Raw genomic sequence first — 24,124 nt, forward strand, 5'->3', positions numbered from 1 at the left:
TGCCGGGGCCGACCGGCCGGGGCCCACCTGCCGGGGCCCGCCTCCCCCCCCCGGGGACACCCCGCGCCCCGCTCAGCCTCCGGCCGCCGTCTGCCGAAACCCAGGGCATGACCTTCACGCCCGCACCGCCGCCGACCCGCGCGCCGGACCGCACCGACCGCCTCCTCGCCGCACTCGGCGGGATCCTCGCCGGATGCGGCGGGCTCGCCGTGGCCGCGCTCGTCGCGGTCACCGTCCGCCCCGAGGCGGCCCCCGTCGCGGCCGTCGGCGGCTTCGTCGTCGACCACACTCCGGCGGGCGTCAAGGAATGGGCCATCCGCACCTTCGGCGAGAGCGACAAGGACGTCCTCCAGACCGGCGTCGTGATCGTCCTCGCCGTCCTCGCCGCCGGCCTGGGCGTGCTCGCCCTGCGCCACCGTGCCGTCGCCCTCGCCGGGGCGGGCGCGCTCGGCCTGGTGGGAGCCCTGGCCGCCGTGACCCGCCCCGACTCGGAGTCCTGGACCGACGCCCTGCCCTCCCTCGCCGGGGCCGCGACCGCCGTGGCCGTCCTGTACCTGCTGACCCGGCGGCTGGTCGGACCGCCCGCGACCACGCCCGCGCGGGCCCGGCGGCGCTTCCTCGTCGCCGGGGCCGGCACCCTCGTCGGCGCCGTCGGCGCCACCTTCCTCGCCCGGTCGGCCGGCGCGGACCGCTCCGCGAACGCCACCGCCTCCCGCAACGCCCTCCGGCTGCCCCGTCCCGCCTCGCCCGCCCCCGCCGTGCCGCGCGGCGCGCAGCTCCCGGTCGAGGGGATCAGCTCCTTCATCACGCCCAACCACGACTTCTACCGGGTCGACACCGCCCTCGTCGTGCCCCGGATCGACGCCGACACCTGGTCCCTGCGGATCCACGGCCAGGGCGTGGCCCGGGAGCTGACCGTCACCCTGCGGGACCTGTTCCGCCGGGAGGTCGTCGAGCGGGACCTCACCCTCAACTGCGTCTCCAACGAGGTGGGCGGACCGTACATCGGCAACGCCCGCTGGCTGGGCGTCCGCCTCGCCGACCTGCTGCGGGAGGCCGGGGTGCGCCCGCCGTCGGCGGGCGGGCCCGCCGACCAGCTCGTGGCGCGCTCCGTCGACGGCATGACCATCGGCAGCCCCGTGGAGACCGTCATGGACGGCCGGGACGCGCTGCTCGCCTTCGGGATGAACGGCGAGCCGCTGCCCTTCGTCCACGGCTTCCCCGTGCGCATGCTCGTCCCCGGCCTGTACGGCTACGTCTCCGCCTGCAAGTGGATCTCCTCGCTCGAACTGACCACCTTCGCCGCCTACGACGCCTACTGGGTGCCGCGCGGCTGGTCGGCCCAGGCGCCGGTGAAGACCCAGTCCCGGATCGACACCCCGAAGGCCTTCGGCGAACCGAGGGCCGGCACGGTCGCCGTCGCCGGTGTCGCCTGGGCCCAGCACCGGGGCGTCTCCCGCGTCCAGGTACGGGTCGACGACGGCCCCTGGCAGGACGCCGAGCTGGGCGCCCAGGACAGCCGCGACACCTGGCGCGAGTGGGTGTACCGCTGGCGCGCGGAGCCCGGACGGCACACCCTCACCGCCCGGGCGACCGACGGCACCGGGGCGGTGCAGACCGAGCAGCGGGCCGGGACCATGCCCGACGGGGCCACCGGACTGCACTCCGTCACGGTCACCGTCGGAGCAGCTCAAGGGGGAGCGCGGGGACGTGGTGCCCGGCCCGGCCCGTCGTCGACCGGGCGGCGGTGAGCGCGTTCAGGACGGCCTCCTCGACCGCCTCCACCACCGCCGTGCAGAACGGGTCGATCCGGCCCCACGGCACGAACCGCAGCGTCTCGTACGGGGCCGGTCCGTCCCTCTCGGGGAACGTGCTGGTCAGCGCCGACTCGTTCGCCGTGGAGAAGACCAGGAACAGGTCGCCCGAGAAGTGGCTGCCCGTGGTGCCCGTCCGGGCGAGACCCAGCGGCACCCGCCGGGCCAGCGCCTTGCACTGGCCCGGCAGCAGCGGCGCGTCCGTCGCCACGACCACCACCACGGAACCCGCCCCCGGCGGCACCCGCCCCGCCTCCCCGGCCGGCGGGAGCCGCCGGCCCACCGGGTCGCCGGCCACCACCAGCTCGTGCCGGGCGCCGAAATTGGCCTGTACGTGGACCCCGACCGTGTACCGGTCCGCCCCGTACGGGACGACCCGGGACGCGGTGCCGACCCCGCCCTTGAAGCCGTAGCAGCGCATTCCCGTCCCGCCGCCGACACAGCCCTCCTCGACCGGGCCCGAGACCGCCGCGTCCAGCGCCGCCGCGGCGTGCTCCGGGCGCACGGCGGAGCCGTGGATGTCGTGGAGATACCCGTCCCAGGTCTCCGTCACCACCGGCAGCAGCCACTCGGGCGCCGCGTCCGCGCGGTGCCGGGCCACCCAGTCGACCACCCCGCGGTGCACCGGCCCCACCGCGTAGGTGTTGGTGAGCAGCACCGGCACCGCGAGGGCGCCGGTCTCCTCCACCCAGGTCGTCCCGGTCATCTCGCCGTTGCCGTTCAGCGCGTACCAGCCCGCCGCGCAGGGCACGCCCACCCCGGACGGGCCGCGCGGCAGGACGGCCGTCACCCCGGTGCGGACGTCCTCGCCCTCGATCAGGGTCACGTGGCCGACCTGGACGCCCGGCACATCGGTGATCGCGTTCCACGGCCCCGGCTCCCCGGTCAGCGGAACGCCCAACTCGCGTACTCTCGCGCGTACTTCCGTCATGGACGGCACCGTACCGCTGACCGTCGGGGTGCCGGTGGCGGACCGGCGGAGCACCATGAAGACATGAACGGCACCGACGGCACGGGGCGCGCCCCCGGGCTGGGCGAGGCGAGTGCCCCGGGCCGCGTCGCGGGCCCCGACGAGGGCATCGGCGCCGCCGAGCTGGCCCTCGCCGCCCGCAACCACGGACTGCCCCTCGAAGCGCTGCGCTACGACATCACCCCGCCCGGCCTGCACTACGTCCTGGTCCACTACGACATCCCAGCCATCCCAGCCATGCCAGCCATCCCCACCGGCCCCGACGCCCCCGCCGCCGGTCCGGACGGCTGGCGGCTCACCGTCGACGGGCGGGTGCGCCGCCCGCTCGACCTGGACGTCGCGGCGCTGCGCGAGCGGCCGGCCGTCACCCACCGGGTCACCCTGGAGTGCGCGGGCAACGGCCGGGCCCGCCTCAGCCCCCGCCCGGTGAGCCAGCCCTGGATCGTCGAGGCGGTCGGCACCGCCGACTGGACCGGCGTCCCGCTGGCCGCCCTGCTCGCCGAGGCGGCCCCCGTGGACGGCGCCGTCGAGGCCGTCTTCACGGGCGCCGACCACGGGGTCGAGCGCGGCACCGAACAGGACTACCGGCGCAGCCTCCCGCTCCCGTTCGCCGCCGACCCGGCACGCGGCGTGCTCGTCGCGTACGCCATGAACGGCGCCCCGCTGCCGCCCCAGCACGGACAGCCGCTGCGCCTGGTCGTGCCCGGCTGGTACGGCATGGCCTCCGTGAAGTGGCTGACCGGCATCACCGTCACGGACACCCCGTTCACCGGCTTCCAGCAGGCCGTCGCCTACCGCTACCGGCAGAGCCCCGACGATCCCGGCACCCCCGTGGACGTCATCGCGCCCCGTGCCCTGATGATCCCGCCCGGCTTCCCCGACTTCATGTCCCGCACCCGCGTCGTCCGCCCCGGCCCCGTCCCGCTCGCCGGCCGCGCCTGGTCCGGACACGGGCCCGTGACCCGCGTCGAGCTCAGCACCGACGGGGAGCGCAGCTGGACCGACGCCGAGGTGACCGCCGACCCCGGACGCCCCTGGGCCTGGGCCGCCTGGCGCACGGCCTGGACGGCGACCCCCGGCCCGTACCTGCTCACCGTCCGCGCCACCGACGCCACCGGCCGCAGCCAGCCGCTCACGGCCCCGTGGAACCGGGGCGGCTTCGGCAACAACCTGGTCCAGCGGGTCGAGGTGCTCTGCGTCACCTAGCGCCGGTGGTCGCCGGTGGTCGCCGGGGCGGTGCCCGCGGCCGGGCCCCGGGGCGGGCGACACGCGCCGCGCGGGCCGCATAGAGTCGGAGCGGACGCCGCACACCACGCACCACCGAGGAGCATTCCGTGACCGACCCGGAGACCACCGCCCTGCAGCAGCGGATCGCCCGTGAGCTGGAGGTCGGCGAGACCTTCGACCCGCGCGCGGAGATCGAGCGCCGGGTGGCCTTCCTCGCCGAGCGCCTGACCTCCACCGGCCTGGGCTGCCTGGTCCTCGGCATCAGCGGCGGCGTCGACTCCACCACCGCCGGACGGCTCTGCCAGCTCGCCGTCGAGCGCGCCCGCGCCGCCGGCCACCGGGCCACCTTCTACGCCATGCGGCTGCCCTACGGCGTCCAGGCCGACGAGCGCGACGCCCGGCTCGCCCTCGACTTCATCCGCGCCGACGAGGTCCTCACCGTCGACATCAAGGCGGCCAGTGACGCCGCCCTGGACGCCACGGTCACGGCCGGCACCGCCTTCCGCGACCCGCACCACCAGGACTTCGTGCACGGCAACATCAAGGCTCGGCAGCGGATGATCGCCCAGTACGCGGTCGCGGGCGCCCACAACGGTCTGGTCGTCGGCACCGACCACGCCGCCGAGGCCGTCTCCGGCTTCTTCACCAAGTACGGCGACGGCGCCGCCGACCTCGTCCCGCTCACCGGCCTCACCAAGCGCCGTGTGCGCGCCGTGGCCGCCGAGCTGGGCGCCCCCGCCGAGCTGGTCTGGAAGACCCCCACCGCCGACCTGGAGACCCTCGACCCCGGCAAGCCCGACGAGGACGCCCTCGGCGTGACCTACGACGAGATCGACGACTTCCTGGAGGGCAAGCCGGTCGGCGAGGCCGCTTTCGCCTCGATCGTCCGCCGCTACGAGCTGACCGAGCACAAGCGCCGGCTGCCCATCGCCCCCTGACCGCACCACCCCCGGCCTCGCACCCGGCGCCGTACGGGCCGGCGGCCCCGTGCCCTCGGCCGGCCGCCCGCCCGGTGCGTGGCGAACTCGGAGCCCCGGCCCGCCCGGTGCGCGGCGAACTCCGACCCCCGGCCCGCCCGATGCGCGGGGATAGGATGCGCCGCGCGACCGGTCCGCACCCGGTCGCCCGCCGGCCGGCCCGCGGCCGGCGACCCGAGCACCAGGGGGCCCGGTGGCACACGGCGAGATCCCCGCGTCCGGACGCGAGCTGAAGTTCCGGGCGCTGACCGCCCAGTTGCGCCGGGGCCTGCTCGACGGGACCTGGCCGCCCGGCAGCAAGCTGCCCACCGAGCGGGCCCTCGCCGCCGAGACGGGGGTCTCCGTGACCACCGTCCGCCGGGCGTACGAGGACCTCGTCGCCCTCGGTCTGGTCCGACGGCGTCAGGGCGCGGGCACGTTCGCCGCGCACCGCGCCGGGCAGGAGCGGGCCGGCCGCCGGGTCGTCGGCGTCCTCGTGCCCGACACCGCCTTCTACTACCCGCGCGTCCTCCAAGGCATCGAGCAGGAGCTCGCCGCGGCCGGTGCCCGGCTGGTCCTCGCCTGCTCGCACTACGACCGGGCCGAGGAGGACGCCGCCGTCGCCCGGCTGCTCGGCGCGGGCGTCCACGGGCTGCTGCTCGTGCCCTCCCTGCACACCGCCGCCGACCCCGGACGGCGCGCCGAGGAGCTCCTCGCCCTGCCCGTACCCGCCGTCCTGGTCGAGCGGCGGCTCGCCGCGCACGGCCCCGGCGACCCCACCGAGCACGTCTGCACCGACCACGAGGGCGGCGCCTACGACGCCGTACGGCACCTGCGGGCCCTCGGGCACCGGCGGTTCGGGCTCGTCGTGCGCTCCGACGCGCCGACCACGGCACCCATCGAGTCCGGCTTCGCCCGCGCCCTGGCCGACCTGGGGCTGCCCTCGGCGCACCGGGAGAGCGAGGCCATGGCGCAGTGGGACCCGGCCCGTGCCGACCGGGCCGTGGCCGCACTGCGCGCCGCCGGGGTCACCGCCGCGCTCTGCTTCGGCGACCGGGAGGCCGCGCTGGTCCTCGGCGCCGCCCGCCGGGCCGGTCTGCGGGTCCCCGAGGACCTGGCCCTGATCAGCTACGACAACGAGTTCGCCGATGTGGCCGAGACCCCGCTGACGGCCGTCTCCCCGCCGAAGTTCCAGCTCGGCAGGCTCGCCGCGCAGATCCTGCTGCGCCGGCTCGCCGAGGGCGACGCGGCCCCGCTCCACCAGGTCCGGCTGCGCCCGCGCCTGGTCGTCCGGGCCTCCTGCGGGGCGCCGGCGCGGTCGGCGGGCTGACGGCCCGGCCGCCCGGTCGGCGCCGCCGCGTCCGAAAGTCCAAGTCCTGCTCACCGATTGCTCCTTGTTCGCTCCGCCGCGAAGGGATAGAACTCCGTCCGGGCCCCCGCACCGGGGTCCGAGAGAGGACGGACATGACCAGCCACGTGGACATCGAGATCGCGAGCCAGCCGGACTGCTGGCGGCGTGCCGCCGAGATCGCCGCGGCACGGGCCGAGCTGCTGCCGCGCGCCGGCGAGCGGGTGGCCGTCGTCGGCTGCGGCACCTCGTACTTCATCGCCCGCGCCTACGCCGCCCTCCGGGAGTCGCTCGGCGGCGGCGAGACGGACGCCTTCCCCGCCTCCGACCCGACCCCGCTCGGCCGGGGCTACGACCGGATCGTGGCCCTCACCCGCTCGGGCACCACCACCGAGGTCGCCGAGCTGCTCGCCCGGGCCGCCGGGCGCACCCCGACCCTCGTCCTCACCGGCGTGCCGGGCAGCCCGGCCGCGCGGCTCGCCGACGCCGTCCTCGACCTGCCGTTCGCCGACGAGCGTTCCGTGGTGCAGACCCGGTTCCCCACCACCGCGCTCCAACTGCTCAGGGCCGGTCTCGGCGTCGACCTCGGCCCCTCGATCGCGGACGCCGAACTCGCCCTGTACGAGCCGCTGCCGGCGAGCTGGACGCGGTACGGGCAGTTCACCTTCCTCGGCACCGGCTGGACCGTCGGCCTCGCCGACGAGGCGGCGCTCAAGCTGCGCGGGGCCGCCCGCGCCTGGACCGAGTCGTACCCGGCGATGGAGTACCGGCACGGCCCGATCGGCATCAGCGACCCCGGCAGCCTGGTGTGGTGCCTCGGCCCGGTCCCGCCCGGCCTCGCCGACGAAGTCGCCTCCACCGGGGCCCGGTTCGTCGCCGACGCCGTCGACCCGGTCGCCGCCCTGGTGCGCGCCCAGCGCCTGGCCGTCGCCCTCGCGGACCGCCGCGGCCTCAACCCCGACCGCCCCCGCCACCTCACCCGCTCGGTGATCCTCGCCGGCGCCCGCTGAGCCGGCCCCGCACGCGGCCCCGCACGCGTCCCTGCACGCGTCCCCGAAGAGGCCCCGAAGAGGCCCCGAAGAGGCCCCGAGGAGTGCCTGAAGAAGCCCTGAAGCCCACCCGGCGCGCCGTCGGGTCGGCTCCGGCACCGTGCCGGAGCCGACCGAGGGCCGGGCCCGGGACGTATCCTGCGCCCATGATCGACACCACCGGGCAGGTCCCGCCGCAGCTGGAAGAGATGCCCTCCGACTGGCAGCGCGCCCTCGCCGTCGTCGCCCACCCCGACGACCTGGAGTACGGCTGCGCCGCGGCCGTCGCGGGCTGGACCGACGCGGGCAAGGAGGTCGTCTACGTCCTCGCCACCCGGGGCGAGGCGGGCATCGACGGCCTCGAACCGGCGGTGTGCGGCCCGCTGCGCGAGCGGGAGCAGCGGGACAGCGCGGCGGTGGTCGGGGTGCGGACCGTGGAGTTCCTGGACCACCGGGACGGCGTGATCGAGTACGGGCTCGGGCTGCGCCGCGACATCGCCGCCGCCATCCGCCGGCACCGCCCCGAACTCGTCCTCACCCTCAACCACCGCGACACCTGGGGCCCCGAGCCCGGCGGCGCCTGGAACACCCCGGACCACCTGGCGGTGGGCCGCGCCGTCCTGGACGCGGCGGCCGACGCGGGCAACCGCTGGATCTTCCCCGAGCTGACCGAGCGGGGCCTCGCACCCTGGAACGGGGTGCGCTGGGTGGCCGTCGCCGGTTCGAACCTGCCCACCCACGCGGTCGACGCCGGACCGGGCCTGGAGCGCGCCACCCGCTCGCTGCTCGCCCACCGCACCTACATCGAGGCGCTGACCGACCAGGACGCGGACGGGTACTGCCGTGAGTTCGTCGCCCAGTCCACGGCCCGTTCCTCGGACCGCTTCGGGGGCCGCCCGGCGGTCGCGTTCGAGGTGTTCCCCCGGTAGGGGACGGGCGCTAGGCTCCACGCCGGAGCTTTCTGACGGTCAGTCAGGAGGGCGTGGGGCAGGGGGCGGTGCGGTGATCGACACGCTCGACCACACGGTCCCGGAGGGCGAGGAGCGGCTCACCCTCCGGGTCGAGGACGGCATCGGGGTGGTCACCCTGTGCCGCCCGGACAAGCTCAACGGCTGGAGCTGGGAGGCCAGTCGGCAACTCGGCCTCGTCGCCGACCGGATCCGCTTCGACGAGCGGGTGCGGGCCGTGCTGCTGCGGGCCGAGGGCCGGGCCTTCTGCGCGGGGATCGACGTGACCGCGCCGGGCGGGGCCATCACCGGGCGCTCGGCGGCCGAGCGCACCGAGAACTACGCCGAGGGCGTCCGCTGGGTCCACGAGCGCTTCGCCGCCTTCGCCCGGCTGCCGCAGCCCGTCGTGGCCGCCGTCCAGGGTTACTGCCTCGGCTTCGGCTTCGAGCTGGCCCTGATGGCGGACATCCGCATCGCCGCCGACGACGCCGTCTTCGCCCTCCCCGAGACCGGCATCGGCGTCGCCGTGGACGCGGGCGGCGACCTGCGGATCGCCCGCGAGGCGGGCGCCGGCTGGGCCAAGTACCTGGCGCTCACCGGGCGGCGGATCGACGCCGCCACGGCCGAACGCCTCGGCCTGGTCCAGCGCGTCACCGCGCCCGAGGAGCTCGCGGCGGCGGCGTACGAGACGGCCGGGGCCGTGGCGGCGGCGGCCCCGCTCGCGGTCCGGGCGGTGAAGCGCGACATCGACGCCTTCGCCGACCAGGGCCTCGCCGCCGCCCTCGACCGCACCGCGCTCGCCGCCGCCCTCACCCTCACCTCCGAGGACGCCCGCGAGGGCTACGCGGCGAAGGCGGCCCGCAGGCCGCCCCGCTTCGAGGGCCGCTGACCGCCGACGGGACGCCCCGGGGGACCCTCCGCGTCACATCCTGGGGTCGGGCTTCAGTACGGCGAAGGGGGCGCCGAACGGGTCGGCGAGCCAGGCGATCCGGCCCACCTGCGGGACGTCCGCGGGCGACATGAGGACCGAGCCGCCGCTCTCCTGGACCGAGGCGGCGACCACGTCGGCGTCCGTCGTGGCGAAGTACGGGATCCAGCGCGCCTTGTCCGCTCCGGGCTGCAGCGGGGCCACGCCGCCGAAGGAGGCGTCCTGCTGGTCCCCGGCGGCCGTGGAGATCACCCGGTAGGTCATGCCGGGCGCCTCCATCTCCGCCCAGCGCCAGCCGAACAGCCCTCGGTAGAAGCCGAGCACCGCCTCCGGGTCGGCGACGTGCAGCTCGGCCCAGAGCAGGGTGTGGTTCTCGGAGGTGCGCTCCAGGCCCTTCACCGCGTTCGGCTGCCAGACGGCGAACTCGGCGCCGCCCGGGTCGGTCAGGGCGGCCATCCGCCCGGCCTCCATCACGTCCATCGGGGCCATCCGGACCGTGCCGCCGGCCTGCTCGGCCGCCCGGGCGGTGGCCTCGGCGTCCGGGGTCTCGAAGTAGACCGTCCAGGCGCTGCTCGCGCCCTCCTGGGTGAGCGGGCCGAGCGCGGCGACCGTCTTGCCGTCCTGCTGGAAGAAGCCGTAGCCGCCGGCGTCGGGGCCGGCCGAGGCGAAGTCCCAGCCGAAGACCCGCCCGTAGAAGGTGGCGGCGGCGGTGGTGTCGGGGCTGCCGAGGTCGAGCCAGTCGGGCGAGCCCGTGGTGAAGTCCGTACCGAGCATGGGATGAGTCCCGTCCTTCCGGGTGGGGAGGCCGTGCCGAAGCGGAGCGAGTGGCGGGGTTCCGGCCACCATGGCCGATCCTCACCCCCTGTCGGGCCCTCCGCAGCCCTGCCACCCCGCTTTCATCCGCACGGCCCAGCGCGGTTCAGCCCTCTTCCGCCCGCTCCGGTCCCTCCCCGGTGAACGGGCCGCGCCCCAGCTGGGCCCGGACCGGCACCACCGGCTCGTTCACCAGCGAGCGCCGCTGCCAGTTGGCGCCGTCCACCACCAGGGTGTGCCCGCTGACGAACCGGGCGTACGGGGAGGCCAGGAAGGTGGCGGCCCAGCCCAGCTCGCGCGGACTCCCCACCCGCAGGGCCGGCTGCCGCAGCTCCGGTCGCCCGGCCCGGTCCAGGTTCGCCCGGACCGCCGGGACCATCTCCTCGTGCGGCATCAGCCCCGGCACCAGGCCGTTGACCTGGATACCGTACGGCCCCCACTCCACCGCCAGGGTCTCCGTCAGGTTCTTCACCCCGGCCTTCGCCGCCGCCGAGTGCGCGTACCCGGGCCCGCCGGTCCAGGCGTACGAGGCACCGACGTTCACGACCGAGGCGGGCGTCCCCGCCGCCAGGTGCCGGCGGGCGAACTCCCGGGTCGTGAACCAGGTCCCGGAGAGCGTGATGTCCACCACCGCCCGCCAGCCGTTGGGCGTCAGGTCCTCCGCCGGTACGGGGAAGTTGGCCGCCGCGCAGTTCACCAGGACGTCCGGCCGGGCGCCCAGCGCCGCCTCGCAGGAGTCCAGCACCCCGGCGATCCGCTCCGGGTCCCGGATGTCGCACACCCCGGTCACCACCCGCGTCCCGGCGACCGCCGCCAGCTCCGCACGGGCCGCCGCGAGCCGCCCGGCCGTGCGTCCCAGGATCACCAGATCGGCGCCGAGCCGGGCGAACTCCGCGGCGATCGCCTTGCCGAGTCCGGAGCCCCCGCCGGTCACCAGGACCACCCGGCCCCCGAAGGTGCCCGCCGGCAGGGCGCTCGCGCCGAGCGGCGGAGGGGCGGGCAGCCCGGGAGTCTCGTACGCCCCTTCGTGCCGTGGGTCCCTCGTCTCGTCCATGGGGCATCGATAGCGCGCCCGCGCCGAGAACTGAAGACCCGTCAGGCCGCGGAACCCGCCGCCTTCCGGTCCAGGTCGGACAGCAGCAGGTCCCCGTTGACCGCGGCGGCGGCCCGGTAGCCGCCGCTCGCCGCGTTGACCACCTGCTCGTGCGCGCCGATCGCGTTCCCGGCCGCCCAGACTCCGGGCACCGAGGTGCGCCCCGTCTCGTCCACGGCCACGAAGGCGCCGAACGGCGTCTCGCGGGTGTCCGCGCCCAGCGCCGTGAGCAGCCCGTCGCGGGGGACCGGCCGGGGACCCACGAACAGCACCTCGCGCGGCACGGTCCGCCCGTCCGCCATCCGTACGCCCGTCAGACGGTCGTCCTCGACGACGAGACCCGCCACCTCGCCCGTCACGACGGTCACGCCGGCCGCCGCCAGACGGGCCGCGTCCTGCGCGGAGAGGGCCGCGGCCGTGTGGAGGAAGAGGGTCACGTCGGCCGACCACTGCGAGACCATCAGCGCCTGGTGGGCCGGGAGCTCCGGGTGGGCGAGCACGCCGAAGGCCCGGTCGCGGACCTCCCAGCCGTGGCAGTACGGGCAGTGGATCACGTCCCGGCCCCAGCGCCCGACGAGCCCGTCCAGCTCCGGCAGCTCGTCCACCAGCCCGGTCGTGACGATCAGCCGGCGGGCCCCGATCCGGCGCCCGTCCGCCAGGGCGACGGCGAAGCCGCCGGCCCCGTCCGGCGTCGCACCGGTGACCACGCCCTCGGTGCGCTCCACCCCGTACCCGGCGATCTCCCGCCGTCCCGCCTCCAGGAACGCGGCCGGGCTCATCCCGTCCCGGGTGAGGTAGCCCTGCATGTGGGCGGCGGGCGCGTTGCGCGGCTCGCCGGCGTCGACCACCAGGGTGGTGCGCCGGGCCCGGCCGAGGACGAGGGCCGCGCTCAGTCCGGCCGCGCCGCCGCCGACCACCACGACGTCGTACGTGTCACGGGTCTGCTCGTTGTCGTTCATGCCGCGAGGGTCACGCGGGGCATGCTCACTTGACAAACGAAGTTGCCGTTTCTGCAATAGGAGCATGACCACCGAAGACGACCGCATCGACGCCGTGCTGACCGAGGTCGGCCCCCGGCTGCGCCGCATCCGGCGCGAGCGCGGGGCGACCCTGGCGGAGCTCGCCACCACCACCGGCATCTCCGTGAGCACCCTGTCCCGGCTGGAGTCCGGACAGCGCAAGCCCAGCCTGGAGCTGCTGCTGCCGATCGCCCGCGCCCATCAGGTGCCGCTGGACGAGCTGGTCGGCGCCCCGCCGGTCGGCGACCCCCGGGTCCGGGCGAAGCCGATCGTCCGGCACGGGCGCACCATGTACCCGCTCACCCGCCAGCCCGGCGGGCTCCAGGCGTACAAGGTCGTGCAGGAACCCGGCGCGGAGGCGGGCGAGCCGCGCGTCCACGAGGGGTACGAGTGGCTGTACGTGCTCTCCGGCAGCCTGCGGCTCGTGCTCGGCGACCACGACGTGGTGCTCGGCTCCGGCGAGGCCGCCGAGTTCGACACCCGGGTGCCGCACTGGTTCGGGCCCGCCGGGGACCGGCCGGTGGAGTTCCTGAGCCTGTTCGGGCCGCAGGGGGAGCGGATGCACGTGCGGGCGCGCCCCAAGAAGTCCTGAGCGCCTGGTTCCGCCAGCCCAAGCGACCGCTTAGTATGCCGGGCATCGCTCCGAAGGAGCGCGCAGGACCGACGACGGCTGCTGGAGGCCCCCGATGCAGGCATGGCGAGTGCACGAGAACGGCGAACCGGGCGAGGTGATGCAGCGCGACGAGGTCGAGCGCCCGGTGCCCGGCGACGGGCAGGTCCTGCTCAAGGTCCGCGCCACCGGCATCAACTTCCCCGACGCGCTGCTGTGCCGGGGGCAGTACCAGGTACGGCCGCCGCTGCCCTTCACGCCGGGCGTGGAGATCTGCGCCGAGACCGAGGACGGACGCCGGGTGATCGCCACCCCCGCCCTCCCGTACGGCGGCCTCGCCGGGTACGCGGTGGCCGACGCCGCCGCCCTGCTGCCCGCCCCCGAGGCCCTGGACGACGCCGAGGCCGCCGCCCTCCACATCGGCTACCAGACCGGCTGGTTCGGCCTGCACCGCAGGGCCGCCCTCCAGGAGGGCGAGACGCTGCTGGTGCACGCCGCCGCGGGCGGCGTCGGCAGCGCCGCCGTCCAGCTCGGCAAGGCCGCGGGCGCCACCGTCATCGGCGTCGTCGGCGGCGCCGACAAGGCCGCCGCCGCCCGCGCGCTCGGCTGCGACACCGTCGTCGACCGGCACGCCGAGGACGTCGTCGGCGCAGTCAAGGAGGCCACCGGCGGCCGGGGCGCCGACGTGATCTACGACCCCGTCGGCGGCGCCGCCTACCAGCAGTCCGCCAAACTGGTGGCCTTCGAGGGCCGGATCGTGGTCGTCGGCTTCGCCAGCGGCACCGTGCCCGCCCCCGCCCTCAACCACGCCCTGATCAAGAACTACTCGATCCTGGGCCTGCACTGGGGCCTCTACAACCTCAAGGACCCGGCCGCCGTCCTGCGCTGCCACGAGACCCTCACCGCGCTCGCCGCCAAGGGCCTGATCAAGCCGTACGTGAGCGAGCGGGTCCCCTTCGAGGGCGCGGCCGACGCGGTGCAGCGGGTCTCCGAGGGCGTCACCACCGGCCGGCTCGTCGTCCTCCCGGAAGGGGCCCGCGCATGACCGGCACGCCCCCCGACGCCGACGCCCTGACCGGGCGCGTCCACCGGCTGCTGGCCGAGCACCCGCCCGCCACCACCGGCCGCACCGAGTTCCTGAAGGCCCGCTTCGACGCCGGACTCGCCTGGGTGCACTACCCCGTCGGCCTCGGCGGACTCGACGCGCCGCGCTCCCTCCAGAGCGTCGTGGACGCCGCGCTCGCCGCCGCCGGAGCCCCCGACAACGATCCGCGCCGGATCGGCATCGGCCTCGGCATGGCCGCCCCCACCCTCCTCGCGTACGGCTCCGAGGAGGTCAAGGAGCGCTTCCTGAAGCCGCTCTGGGTCGGCGAGGAGGTCTGGTGCCAGCTCTTCAGCGAGCCCGGCGCGGGCTCCGACCTCGCCGCGCTGGGCACCCGCGCCGTGCGGGACGGCGACACGTGGGTGCTCAACGGGCAGAAGGTGTGGACCTCCAGCGCCCACGTGGCCCGCTGGGCCATCCTCATCGCCCGCACCGACCCGGAGCAGCCCAAGCACCGCGGCATCACCTACTTCGTCTGCGACATGACCGACCCGGGCGTCGAGGTGCGGCCGCTGCGGCAGATCACCGGCGAGGCCGAGTTCAACGAGGTCTTCCTCACCGACGTGCGCATCCCCGACGCCCACCGCCTGGGCGAGGTCGGGGACGGCTGGCGGGTCGCGCAGACCACCCTCATGAACGAGCGGGTCTCCATCGGCGGCGCCCGCGTCCCCCGCGAGGGCGGCATGATCGGCAAGGCCGCCGGGACCTGGCGCGCCCGGCCCGAGCTGCGCACCCACGACCTGCACCGGCGGCTGCTCGGCCTGTGGGTGGACGCCGAGGTCGCCCGGCTCACCGGCGAGCGCCTGCGCCAGCAGCTCGTCGCCGGACAGCCCGGGCCCGAGGGCAGCGCGATGAAGCTGTTCTTCGCCGGGCTCAACCAGGCCATCAGCGGCCTGGAGGTGGAACTCCTCGGCGACGAGGGCCTGTCGTACGGGGACTGGACGATGGTCCGGCCCGAGCTCGTCGACTTCACCGGGCGCGACGCGGGCTACCGCTACCTCCGCTCGAAGGGCAACTCGATCGAGGGCGGCACGAGCGAGGTGCTGCTCAACATCGTCGCCGAGCGGGTCCTCGGCCTGCCCGCCGAGCCGCGCAACGACAAGGACGTCGCCTGGAAGGACCTCGCCCGATGAGCGACCTGCTGTACTCCGAGACCGAGGACGACCTGCGCGCCGCCGTCCGCTCCCTGCTCGCCGACCGGGCCGGCCCGCGGACGGTGCTCGGCCGGATCGAGGGCCCGGACCCGTACCCGCCGGGCCTCTGGGAGGCCCTCGGGGGCGGCATCGGCGCCGCCGGGCTCCTCGTGCCCGAGAAGCTGGGCGGCCAGGGCGCGAGCCACCGCGAGGCGGCCGTCGTCCTGGAGGAGCTGGGGCGGGCGGTGACCCCGGCCCCGTACCTGACGAGCGCGGTGGTGGCGACCTCGACGCTGCTCGCCCTCGGCGCGGAGCGGGGCCCCGTCGCGGACCTGCTCGGCGCCCTGGCGAACGCCGAACGCGTCGCCGTCCTGGCCGTCCCGTTCTCCACGGCCCCGGACGGGCACCCGGCGGGCCCGGCCCCGTACGGCTCCCCGGCACCGGCCGGTTCCGCCGGCCCCGCTGTCCCCGACGGCCCAGACGGCCCAGACGGGCCCGCTGTCCCCGACGGCCCCGTCCCGGCCGCGCCCGACGCCGTCGCGGCCGATGTCTTCCTCGTCCCGCGCGCCGACGGCCTGTACGCCGTCGACGCCTCGGACGCCGTCGTCACCCCGCGCTCCTCGCTCGACCTCACCCGGCCGCTCGCCGATGTCGACCCGGGCGGCGCGGCCGGCACCCGCCTCGCCGATGCCGGAGCCGCGCGCGAGGCGGTGCGGCGCGGGCTGCTCGCGGGTGCCGGACTGCTCGCCTCCGAGCAGGTCGGGCTCGCCGAGTGGTGCCTGGAGGAGACCGTGCGGCACACCCGGGAGCGGCACCAGTTCAACCGGCCGGTCGGCTCCTTCCAGGCGCTGAAGCACCGGATGGCCCAGCTCTGGCTGGAGCTGGTGGGCGCCAGGGCGGTGGCCCGGGCCGCCGCGGACGCGCTCGCCACCGGCGCCGGGGACGCCGCCCTGACCGTGGCCGTCGCCCAGGCGTACTGCTCGAAGGCGGCGGTGCGCGCGGCGGAGGAGTGCGTCCAGCTGCACGGCGGCATCGGGATGACCTGGGAGCACCCGGCCCACCTGGCGCTGAAGCGGGCCAAGTCCGATGCCATCGCGCTGGGTTCGGCGGGCCGCCACCAGGACACCCTCGCCGTTCTGGCGGACCTGCCGGCTCCGGCCCAGGGCCGGTAAGGGGCCCTCGTTGTCCGCACCCCTTTACCTGCTGTTTAATTGCGAGTCGTTCGCAATAACAGTTGATCTTCAAGAGGGGTGTGGACACCATGACCGCCCGATCCATACGCGGCGCCGCCGCCGCGACGCTGGCCGGAACGCTGGCCCTCACCGCGGCGGCCTGCTCGACCCCCGGCGGCGCCGCGGGCTCCGGCGGCCCCCGGGACACGGCGGTCGTCGGCATCGCCTACGAACCCGAGTCGCTCAGCCCCCTCCTCGGCTACGGCAAGGACGGCAACTCGAAGATCTTCGACGGGCTGCTCGCCCTCGACGCCGACATGAAGCTGCGCCCCGCCCTCGCCGCCGCACTGCCCACCGTCAGCGCCGACGGCCTCACGTACACGTACCGCCTGCGCCAGGGCGTGAAGTTCAGCGACGGGCAGCCGTTCACCGCGAAGGACGTCGTCTTCACGTACCGCACGGTGCTCGACCCGAAGACCAACAACGCCTCCCGGACCGAGCTCGACGCCCTCAAGGACGTCCGTGCCGTCGGCGACGACAGCGTCGTGTTCACCCTCAAGTACCCCTACGCGCCCTTCGCCCAGCGCACCGTCCTCGCCATCGCCCCCGAGCACGTCGCGGGCCGCCAGGACGTCAACACCGGCCCCTTCACCACGCGCCCGGTCGGCACCGGACCGTACGTCCTCACCGGCTGGTCCAAGGGCGAGAAGCTCACCTTCAAGGCCAACCCCGGCTACTGGGGCGGCGCGCCCGCCGTGAAGAAGTTCACCATGGCGATCATCAAGGACGACGACGTCCGCGCCACCCGGCTGCGCGCCGGCGACCTCGATGCCGCCATCCTGCCGCCCGCCCTCGCCGCCGGGTTCGCCCAGGACAAGGGCAGGAAGACCTACGCGGCCAAGACCTACGACTACCGCACGGTCACCCTGCCCACCCACCACAAGGTCACCGGCGACACCGCCGTCCGCCGCGCCCTCGACGTCGCCGTCGACCGGCAGGCCATGGTCGACAAGATCCTCGAAGGCGCCGGGAAGCCCGCCTACGGCCCCGTCCCCACCGACAGCCCCTGGTTCGCCCGGGGCACCGAGCGCCGCCACGACCTCGCCGCCGCCGGCAGGATCCTCGACGCGGCCGGGTGGAAGCCCGGCCCCGACGGCGTCCGCGTCCGCGACGGCGTCCGCGCCTCCTTCCCGCTCTGGTACCTCTCCGGCGACAAGCTGCGCCAGGACCACGCCCTCGCCTACGCCTCCGACGCCAAGAAGGCCGGCATCGAGATCAAGGCCCAGGCCGGCACCTGGGAGGTCATCGAGCCCCGCATGAAGACCGACGCCGTCCTCGCCGGCGGCGGCTCGCCCGGCGACCCCGACTTCGACCAGTACCTGCTGCTCACCTCCTCCCTCGCCGGCGACGGCTTCAACAACATGGCCTGGTACGACAACAAGACCGTCGACCGGGCCCTGGAGGACGGCCGCCGGACCGACGACCCGGCCGAGCGCCGCGCCGCCTACGACACCGTGCAGCGCGAACTCGTGAAGAACCCCGGCTACACCTTCCTCACCCACATCGACCACCTGTACGTGGTGGACGACCGCTGGGACACCGCCTCCGGCGGCCTCACCACCCAGGTCGAACCGCACGACCACGGCCTCGCCTCCGGCCCCTGGTGGAACGTCGAGAGCTGGAAGCCGAAGCCGTGAGCCGCCGCCTCCCCTGGGGGGCCATGGCCCGCATGACGGGACGGCGCGCGCTGGCCGCCGTCCCGGTCCTGCTCGGCGTCACCCTCGCGGTCTTCGCCGTCGCCGAAGCCTCCCCCTTCGACCCCGTCAAGGCCTACGCCGGCACCGCCGGACTCACCGCCTCCCAGGAGAACCTGGACCAGCTGCGCGCCAACCTCGGCGTCGACCGGCCCCTCCTCACCCGCTGGTGGGAATGGCTCGGCGACGCCGTCACCGGCGACCTCGGACAGTCCGGCGTGATGCGCCAGCCCGTCGCCGACGTCATCGCCGAACGCGTCGGCTGGTCCGTGCTGCTCGCCGCCACCGCCTTCCTCGTCGCCGTCACCCTCGGCACCGCCCTCGGCGTCCTCGCCGGACGCCGCCGCGGCGGCCTCCTCGACCGGGCCGTGAGCTCCGCCGCGTACACCCTGGAAGCCGCCCCCGCCTTCTGGCTCGGCCTGCTCGCCATCTGGTTCTTCGCCCTCAGGCTCGGCGCGCTGCCCGCCGGCGGACTCACCGACACCGGCAGCGACACCGTCACCGCCGGCCAGGTCGCCGGCCACCTCGTGCTGCCCGCCCTCGTCCTCGGCGTCTCCCAACTGCCCTGGTTCTTCCTGTACGTACGCCAGGGCGTCGGCGACGCCCTGGAGGAGGACCCGGTGCGCGGCGCCCGTGCCCGCGGCCTCTCCGAGCGGACCGTCCTCACCGGGCACGCCCTGCGCTCCGGCATGCTGCCGATGCTCACCCTGATCGGCTCCCGGGTCCCCGAACTCATCACCGGCGCCCTCCTCGTGGAGACCGTCTTCAGCTGGCCCGGCATCGCCGCCGCCACCGTGCAGGCCGCCGTCTCCGTCGACTTCCCGCTGCTCGCCGCGCTCACCGTGCTCGCCACCGCGGCCGTGCTGCTCGGCAACCTGCTCTCCGACCTGCTGTACGGGCTCGCCGACCCCCGGGTGGGATTCGATGGCTGACACCGACCTCAAGGCCCGCACGTCCGGCCCGCGCAGGAGCGCCCCCGCCGACCGCACCCGGCGGGTGCGGCTGTGGAGCTCCGCGCTCGTCACCGGCGCCGTCGTCCTCGCCGTCCTGCTCGTCCCGCCCCTCGTCCAGCTCGACGAACAGGCCGTCGACCTCGGCAGCAAACTGCTGCCGCCGTCCTGGGACCACCCCTTCGGCACCGACGACCTCGGCCGGGACCTCCTCCTGCGCTGCGTCTACGGCCTGCGGATCTCGCTCCTCGTCGGCCTGGTCGCCGCCCTCGTCGCCACCGTCATCGGGACGGCCGTCGGTGCCGCCGCCGGCGCGCTCGGCGGCCGGTTCGACCGCTTCGTGATGCGGATCGTCGACGCCTTCTCGTCCGTGCCGCACCTGCTGCTCGGCATCTTCATCGTGGCCATGTTCCGGCCCGGGGTCTGGCCCGTGATCGTCTCCGTGGCGCTCACCCACTGGCTCTCCACCGCCCGGATCGTGCGCTCCGAGGTGCTGTCGCTGCGCGGGCGGCCCTTCGTGGACGCCGCGATCTCCGGCGGCGCCTCCCGCTGGCGCGTCGGCGTCCGGCACCTGCTCCCCGCCGTCCTGCCGCAGGCCGGGCTCGCCGCCGTCCTCATGGTGCCGCACGCCATGTGGCACGAGTCGGCGCTCTCCTTCCTCGGCCTCGGCCTTCCCAGCCACCAGGCCAGCCTCGGCAACCTCGTCCAGACCGCGCGCTCCTCGCTGCTCGCCGGCGCCTGGTGGCCGACGCTCTTCCCCGGCCTGCTGCTGATCGTGCCGACCCTCGCCCTCGCCGGCCTCGCCGGGATCTGGCGCGACCGGCTCAACCCGCGCCGCCGATCGGAGCTGACGCTGTGACCGGGAACACCGTGGACCCGCAGATCGCGCGGGCCCTCGCCGCCGTCAGCGCCGAGCGTGCCGAGGACGCGGTGCTGAGCGTCCGGGGCCTGACCGTGCGCTTCCGGCTGCGCGGCGGACGGAGCGTCGCCGCCGTCACCGACGCCGACTTCGATCTGGCGGCGGGGGAGTGCCTCGCCCTCGTCGGCGAGAGCGGCTGCGGCAAGTCCGTCCTCGCCTCCGCCCTCCTCGGCCTGCTCCCCGGCAACGCCGAGACCGCGGGCAGCGCCCTCCTCGACGGCACCGACCTGCTCGCCGCCGACGAACGCACCCTCGCCCGCACCGTACGCGGACGCCGCGTCGGCCTCGTCCCGCAGAGCCCCGCCGCCCACCTCACCCCGGTGCGCACCGTACGGGCCCACCTGGAGGAGACCGTCCGCGCCCTGACCGGCACCCCGCGGCGCGGGCGCCGGTCCGTCGCCGAGGCCGCCGCCGAACGGGCCGCGTTCCCCGCCGGGCACCTCGACCGCTACCCGCACGAGCTCTCCGGCGGCCTCGCCCAGCGCGCGGCCACCGCCCTCGCCCTCATCGGGGACGCGCCCCTGCTCCTCGCCGACGAGCCCACCACCGGACTCGACCGGGAACTCGTCGACCGCACCGCCGACGAGCTGCGCCGCCACGCCGACGAGGGCAAGGCCCTGCTGCTCATCACCCACGACCTGGCCGCGGCCCGGCGGGTCGCCGACCGGGTCGCCGTCATGTACGCCGGTCGGATCGTCGAACTCACCTCCGCCGCCCGCTTCTTCGGCGAACCCGGCCCCCGCCACCCCTACGCCCGGGGACTGGTCGACGCCCTCCCGGAACGGGAGTTCACCCCCATCCCCGGGCTGCCGCCCGAACTGTCCGACCTGCCGGAGGGCTGCGCCTTCGCCCCGCGCTGCGCCCGGGCCACCGCGGCCTGCGCCGTCCGGCCGGACGTCCTGGCCGGCACCGCCTGCCACCACCCCTGGGGAGCCGACGATGCTCGAACTCCATGACGTCACCGCCGGGTACGAGCGGCGCGCCCCGGTCCTCCGGGACGCCTCGCTCACCGTCGCCCCCGGCGAGTCCGTCGGCCTGCTCGGCCCCAGCGGCTGCGGCAAGTCCACCCTCGCCCGGGTCGCCGCCCTGCTGCACCGCCCCGACGCGGGCCGGGTCCGCGTCGACGGCACCGAGGTACGGGCCTGGCGCCACCGCGCCCCCCGCGCGCTGCGCACCTCGATCGGGGTGGTCTTCCAGCAGCCCCGGCTCTCCGCCGATCCGCGCCTGCGGCTCGCCGACCTGATCGCCGAGCCGCTGCGCGCCACCGGCCGGCGCGGCGAGGTCCCCGAACGCGTCGCCGCCCTCGCGCCCGTCGTCGGGCTCACCGGCGACCTGCTGGGCCGCCGCCCCCACGAGGTCAGCGACGGGCAGCTCCAGCGCGCCTGCCTGGCCCGCGCCCTGGTGCTGCGGCCCCGCTGGCTGATCTGCGACGAGATGACCGCGATGCTCGACGCCTCGACGACCGCCGCCCTGGTCGGTGCGGTGGAGGCATACCGGGCGGAGACCGGCGCGGGCCTGCTCGCCGTCGGGCACGACCGGGTGCTCCTGGAGCGCTGGTGCGACCGCACGGTCGACTGGGCCGACTGCCTCGCCGCCGGGGCCCCGGGCGCCCCGGGAGAGAATGCGGCATGACCAGCCCCTGGACCCCGCTGCCCGACACCCACCCCCTCGGCGGCCTGCGCCCCGTCCTGGAGGCGGCGGACGCGGTCCTCGGGCACGAACCCCGGGAGGGGTACGAGGACCGCTGCTGGGTCCTGCACACGGTCCACGACGGGACCCGGCGGCTGCGCTGGCGCGAGATCCTCGCGGAGGCCGGCCGGCCGCCCCTGGACCGGTGGCCGAAGACCCCCTCGTACCTCCTCTTCCAGGGCATCGAGGCGCGGCACGACTGGGAGGGGCCCTCGGACGGGGAGATCGACCGGGCCTGCCTGGCGCGGCTCGTCGCGCTGCTCGCCCGGCACGGCGCCGACGGTCCCGACACCCCCTGCCACGCGGCCCAGGCGCCGATCGAGGACCTCGGCACGTCCGTCCCGGCCCGCGCGGGGCGGCTCGCCGACGCGCCGGCCCACCACGACCACTGCTCGGGCCGGAGCGGCGCTTCCTGGCTCCAGTTCCCCGCCAACTGGTGGGCGGTGGACGGGTCCTGGTTCGTGCTGACCGACTGGGACCTGTGCGCCACCGAGGTCTTCGGCAGCGCCGAGCTGATCGCCGCGCTGCTGGCCGACGAGGAGCTGGAGGCCGTACGCCATCCGAGCATCGCCGAGACCTGGGCGCGGGGCTGAGGAACGGCCCGCTCCGGAAGACCACCCGGATGGGCGCGCCGCCGTACCGCCGTCCGGATCGCCCGGTCCGCCACACTGTCGGCCGAACGCCGCAATCCGGTGCGGCGCGAGGAGGGTTGCGCGATGGCCGTTTCCGTATCCGTACTGCTGCTCCTGCTGGTGCTCGCCATGATCTTCCTGCGCAGCGGCGGCCTGAAGTTCTCCCATGCGCTGGTCTGCGCGCTGCTCGGCTTCTTCCTGGCCGGCACGAGCATGGCGCCCAGCATCCAGAACGGGGTCGCCGCCACCGCCGACGTGGTGTCCAGCCTGAGGCCCTGACCGGCGTCCGCCGGTTCGTTTCGCGATCGTGAAGTGCGCGTGAAACGGCGCGCATTTCCATGTACATCTCAAGTCCTCGGGCCTAGCGTCGCCGCGGCGCGACCTTGTACGCACGCACCCGAGGAGCCGCATTGACCACCCGACCCCCCGGTCGGCGAGCCCGCGCGTTCGCGCTGATCGCCGCCGTGAGCGCGACCGCGCTCGCCCTGGCCACGCCCGTCGCCCTCGCCGACGAGATACCGCTCGCCCCCGGGCACCGGCTCGTCGAGCACTACGAGGGGGCGCCCGCCACCGCCCGGCCCGTCCCCGCCGAGGCCCCGCCCCAGCACCCGTACCTCGCCCCCAACGGGCGCAGCGGCATGCACGCCGACGCCGCCGGCAGCGGCACCCACCCGTTCTCCGGACCGCTCGGGCGCGACCCGGAGGTCGACAGCGAGAAGATCGCCGCCCTCGGCGGCGAGTGCGCCACCGTCACCTTCGACGCCGGCGGCCGGCTCGTCACCGTCTGCGGCACCTTCAACGGCTTCCTGCTCAAGCTGCTCGACCCGCGCACCCTGGACACCCTCGCCGAGTACAAGCTGCCGCAGCGCTCCTCCACCGTCGAGGCCATCACCCGCCTCGACTTCGAGAAGATCTTCAAGGACACCTCCGGCGGTGCCTACTTCTACCTCGACGACCGCGACAGGGTCGTCCTCGCCGACTCGCGCCAGCACGTCCTGCGCCTGGCGCACCGTCAGAAAAGCGACGGAGCGTGGGAGTTCGTCGTCGAGGACGACTGGGACCTGACCTCGCTCGTCCCGCACGACTGCGTCAGCTGGACCAACCTCTTCCCCAGCGGCGTCTGCGACCCGGTCACCTCGGTGATGCCCGACTGGGACGGGCGGATCTGGTGGGTGACCCGGCTCGGCCGCGTCGGCACCGTCGACCCCGCCACCGGCGCCCTGCGCGCGATCCGGCTCGACGGCGAGGAGATCCAGAACTCCTTCTCCGTCGCCGAGGACGGCGTCTCCATCGTCTCCGACCACGCCCTCTACAGCTTCCGCGCCGATCCCGACGGCACCCCGCGTGTCCAGTGGCGGCAGACCTACGACCGGGGCACCGGCACCAAGCCGGGCTCCGTGAACCAGGGCTCGGGCACCACCCCCGACCTCTTCGGCCAGAACGGCGCGCGGTACGTCGCCATCACCGACAACGCCGACGACCGGATGAACATCCTGGTCTACCGGCGCGGCACCGACGTGCCCGCGGCCGACCGGCTCGTCTGCAAGGTCCCGGTCTTCGGCTCCGGCGCCTCCACCACCGACAACTCGCTGATCAGCTGGGGAAACAGCCTCGTCGTCGAGAACAACTACGGCTACGAGAACATCACCTCGCTCACCTTCGGCCGGAGCGTCGTCGGCGGCGCCACCCGCGTCGACGTCCGCGCCGACGGCAGCGGCTGCGACACCGTGTGGGAGAGCGACGTCCGCTCGCCCTCCACGGTGCCCAAGCTGTCCACCGCCAACGGCCTGCTCTACTTCTACGAGAAGCGGCCCCACGCCCTCGGCATCGACGCCTGGTACCTGACGGCCGTCGACTTCCGCACCGGGAAGCGGGCCTGGTCCCGGCTGACCGGCACCGGTCCCGCCTACGACAACAACTGGGCGCCGATCACCATCGGCCCCGACGGCGCCGCGTACGTCGGCGTCTTCAACGGCATCGTCGCCGTCCGCGACGGCGCCTGACGGCCGGCCGGCACCGG

23 protein-coding genes are annotated in these 24,124 nt (G+C 75.6%); 19 read left to right on the forward strand and 4 right to left on the reverse strand.

Annotated features, from left to right (window positions below):
• The first annotated feature begins 107 nt into the window (after positions 1-107).
• Complete coding sequence (locus AB0Q96_RS31810; protein WP_365331544.1) at positions 108-1,751, forward strand: molybdopterin-dependent oxidoreductase; 1,644 nt, start codon at positions 108-110, stop codon at positions 1,749-1,751.
• On the opposite strand, the gene AB0Q96_RS31815 is transcribed toward AB0Q96_RS31810, so the two are convergent.
• Positions 1,675-2,745, reverse strand: coding sequence for a P1 family peptidase (locus AB0Q96_RS31815; protein ID WP_365331546.1), 1,071 nt, complete (start codon positions 2,743-2,745; stop codon positions 1,675-1,677). The genes AB0Q96_RS31810 and AB0Q96_RS31815 overlap by 77 nt on opposite strands.
• A gap of 63 nt (positions 2,746-2,808) precedes the next feature.
• Between AB0Q96_RS31815 and AB0Q96_RS31820 the strand changes: the two genes are divergently transcribed.
• From AB0Q96_RS31820 to AB0Q96_RS31845, 6 genes are all read left to right on the forward strand, one after another.
• Positions 2,809-3,990, forward strand: coding sequence for a molybdopterin-dependent oxidoreductase (locus AB0Q96_RS31820; RefSeq protein ID WP_365331548.1), 1,182 nt, complete (start codon positions 2,809-2,811; stop codon positions 3,988-3,990).
• A 128-nt stretch (positions 3,991-4,118) separates the two neighbouring features.
• A complete protein-coding gene (gene nadE / locus AB0Q96_RS31825) occupies positions 4,119-4,949 on the forward strand; it encodes an ammonia-dependent NAD(+) synthetase (RefSeq protein WP_365331550.1) in 831 nt (276 codons plus the stop codon).
• 232 nt (positions 4,950-5,181) lie between these two features.
• On the forward strand, positions 5,182-6,297 hold the full coding sequence (locus AB0Q96_RS31830) for a GntR family transcriptional regulator (protein ID WP_365331552.1): 1,116 nt from the start codon (positions 5,182-5,184) through the stop codon (positions 6,295-6,297).
• Between the two features lie 134 nt (positions 6,298-6,431).
• Positions 6,432-7,325 (forward strand): SIS domain-containing protein, encoded by an 894-nt coding sequence (locus AB0Q96_RS31835; protein WP_365331554.1) that lies wholly within the window; start codon positions 6,432-6,434, stop codon positions 7,323-7,325.
• Between the two features lie 185 nt (positions 7,326-7,510).
• The gene (locus tag AB0Q96_RS31840) at positions 7,511-8,272 is read left to right on the forward strand and encodes a PIG-L deacetylase family protein (RefSeq protein ID WP_365331556.1); all 762 of its coding nucleotides are present in this window, start codon (positions 7,511-7,513) and stop codon (positions 8,270-8,272) included.
• Between the two features lie 73 nt (positions 8,273-8,345).
• A complete protein-coding gene (locus tag AB0Q96_RS31845) occupies positions 8,346-9,179 on the forward strand; it encodes an enoyl-CoA hydratase/isomerase family protein (protein ID WP_365331558.1) in 834 nt (277 codons plus the stop codon).
• A gap of 33 nt (positions 9,180-9,212) precedes the next feature.
• Here AB0Q96_RS31845 and AB0Q96_RS31850 read toward each other — a convergent pair whose 3' ends face one another.
• The 3 genes from AB0Q96_RS31850 to AB0Q96_RS31860 all read right to left on the reverse strand — a co-directional run bounded on the left by AB0Q96_RS31850 (position 9,213) and on the right by AB0Q96_RS31860 (position 12,083).
• Positions 9,213-9,992: a VOC family protein gene (locus AB0Q96_RS31850; protein ID WP_365331560.1), complete on the reverse strand. Its 780-nt coding sequence runs from the start codon at positions 9,990-9,992 to the stop codon at positions 9,213-9,215.
• 145 nt (positions 9,993-10,137) lie between these two features.
• Positions 10,138-11,085 (reverse strand): SDR family oxidoreductase, encoded by a 948-nt coding sequence (locus tag AB0Q96_RS31855; protein WP_365331562.1) that lies wholly within the window; start codon positions 11,083-11,085, stop codon positions 10,138-10,140.
• A 41-nt stretch (positions 11,086-11,126) separates the two neighbouring features.
• On the reverse strand, positions 11,127-12,083 hold the full coding sequence (locus AB0Q96_RS31860; RefSeq protein ID WP_365331564.1) for an NAD(P)/FAD-dependent oxidoreductase: 957 nt from the start codon (positions 12,081-12,083) through the stop codon (positions 11,127-11,129).
• A gap of 64 nt (positions 12,084-12,147) precedes the next feature.
• Between AB0Q96_RS31860 and AB0Q96_RS31865 the strand changes: the two genes are divergently transcribed.
• The 12 genes from AB0Q96_RS31865 (at position 12,148) to AB0Q96_RS31920 (ending at position 24,107) form a co-directional block, all read left to right on the forward strand.
• Positions 12,148-12,735: an XRE family transcriptional regulator gene (locus AB0Q96_RS31865; RefSeq protein WP_365331565.1), complete on the forward strand. Its 588-nt coding sequence runs from the start codon at positions 12,148-12,150 to the stop codon at positions 12,733-12,735.
• Positions 12,736-12,829: 94 nt separating this feature from the next.
• A complete protein-coding gene (locus AB0Q96_RS31870; RefSeq protein WP_365331567.1) occupies positions 12,830-13,798 on the forward strand; it encodes an NADPH:quinone oxidoreductase family protein in 969 nt (322 codons plus the stop codon).
• A complete protein-coding gene (locus tag AB0Q96_RS31875; RefSeq protein WP_365331569.1) occupies positions 13,795-14,988 on the forward strand; it encodes an acyl-CoA dehydrogenase family protein in 1,194 nt (397 codons plus the stop codon). Before AB0Q96_RS31870 ends, AB0Q96_RS31875 begins: the two co-directional genes overlap by 4 nt.
• Positions 14,985-16,160: an acyl-CoA dehydrogenase family protein gene (locus AB0Q96_RS31880; RefSeq protein WP_365331571.1), complete on the forward strand. Its 1,176-nt coding sequence runs from the start codon at positions 14,985-14,987 to the stop codon at positions 16,158-16,160. The genes AB0Q96_RS31875 and AB0Q96_RS31880 overlap by 4 nt, the downstream gene beginning before the upstream one ends.
• A gap of 89 nt (positions 16,161-16,249) precedes the next feature.
• Positions 16,250-17,857 (forward strand): ABC transporter substrate-binding protein, encoded by a 1,608-nt coding sequence (locus AB0Q96_RS31885; RefSeq protein ID WP_365331573.1) that lies wholly within the window; start codon positions 16,250-16,252, stop codon positions 17,855-17,857.
• On the forward strand, positions 17,854-18,846 hold the full coding sequence (locus tag AB0Q96_RS31890) for an ABC transporter permease (protein ID WP_365331575.1): 993 nt from the start codon (positions 17,854-17,856) through the stop codon (positions 18,844-18,846). Before AB0Q96_RS31885 ends, AB0Q96_RS31890 begins: the two co-directional genes overlap by 4 nt.
• Complete coding sequence (locus tag AB0Q96_RS31895; protein WP_365331577.1) at positions 18,839-19,723, forward strand: ABC transporter permease; 885 nt, start codon at positions 18,839-18,841, stop codon at positions 19,721-19,723. Before AB0Q96_RS31890 ends, AB0Q96_RS31895 begins: the two co-directional genes overlap by 8 nt.
• An 11-nt stretch (positions 19,724-19,734) precedes the next feature.
• Positions 19,735-20,739 carry an ABC transporter ATP-binding protein gene (locus AB0Q96_RS31900; protein ID WP_365331678.1) on the forward strand — a complete coding sequence of 335 codons (1,005 nt, stop codon included), beginning with the start codon at positions 19,735-19,737 and terminating at the stop codon, positions 20,737-20,739.
• Positions 20,723-21,415, forward strand: coding sequence for an ATP-binding cassette domain-containing protein (locus AB0Q96_RS31905; protein WP_365331579.1), 693 nt, complete (start codon positions 20,723-20,725; stop codon positions 21,413-21,415). The genes AB0Q96_RS31900 and AB0Q96_RS31905 overlap by 17 nt, the downstream gene beginning before the upstream one ends.
• On the forward strand, positions 21,412-22,065 hold the full coding sequence (locus tag AB0Q96_RS31910; RefSeq protein WP_365331581.1) for a hypothetical protein: 654 nt from the start codon (positions 21,412-21,414) through the stop codon (positions 22,063-22,065). The genes AB0Q96_RS31905 and AB0Q96_RS31910 overlap by 4 nt, the downstream gene beginning before the upstream one ends.
• A 123-nt stretch (positions 22,066-22,188) precedes the next feature.
• Entirely contained in the window at positions 22,189-22,383 is a 195-nt protein-coding gene (locus tag AB0Q96_RS31915; protein ID WP_365331583.1) for a hypothetical protein, read from the forward strand.
• Positions 22,384-22,514: 131 nt separating this feature from the next.
• A complete protein-coding gene (locus AB0Q96_RS31920; protein ID WP_365331585.1) occupies positions 22,515-24,107 on the forward strand; it encodes a hypothetical protein in 1,593 nt (530 codons plus the stop codon).
• Positions 24,108-24,124 lie beyond the last annotated feature (17 nt).

Source organism: Streptomyces sp. NPDC093111 (assembly GCF_040683955.1).
In the GTDB taxonomy this organism is placed as follows: domain Bacteria; phylum Actinomycetota; class Actinomycetes; order Streptomycetales; family Streptomycetaceae; genus Streptomyces.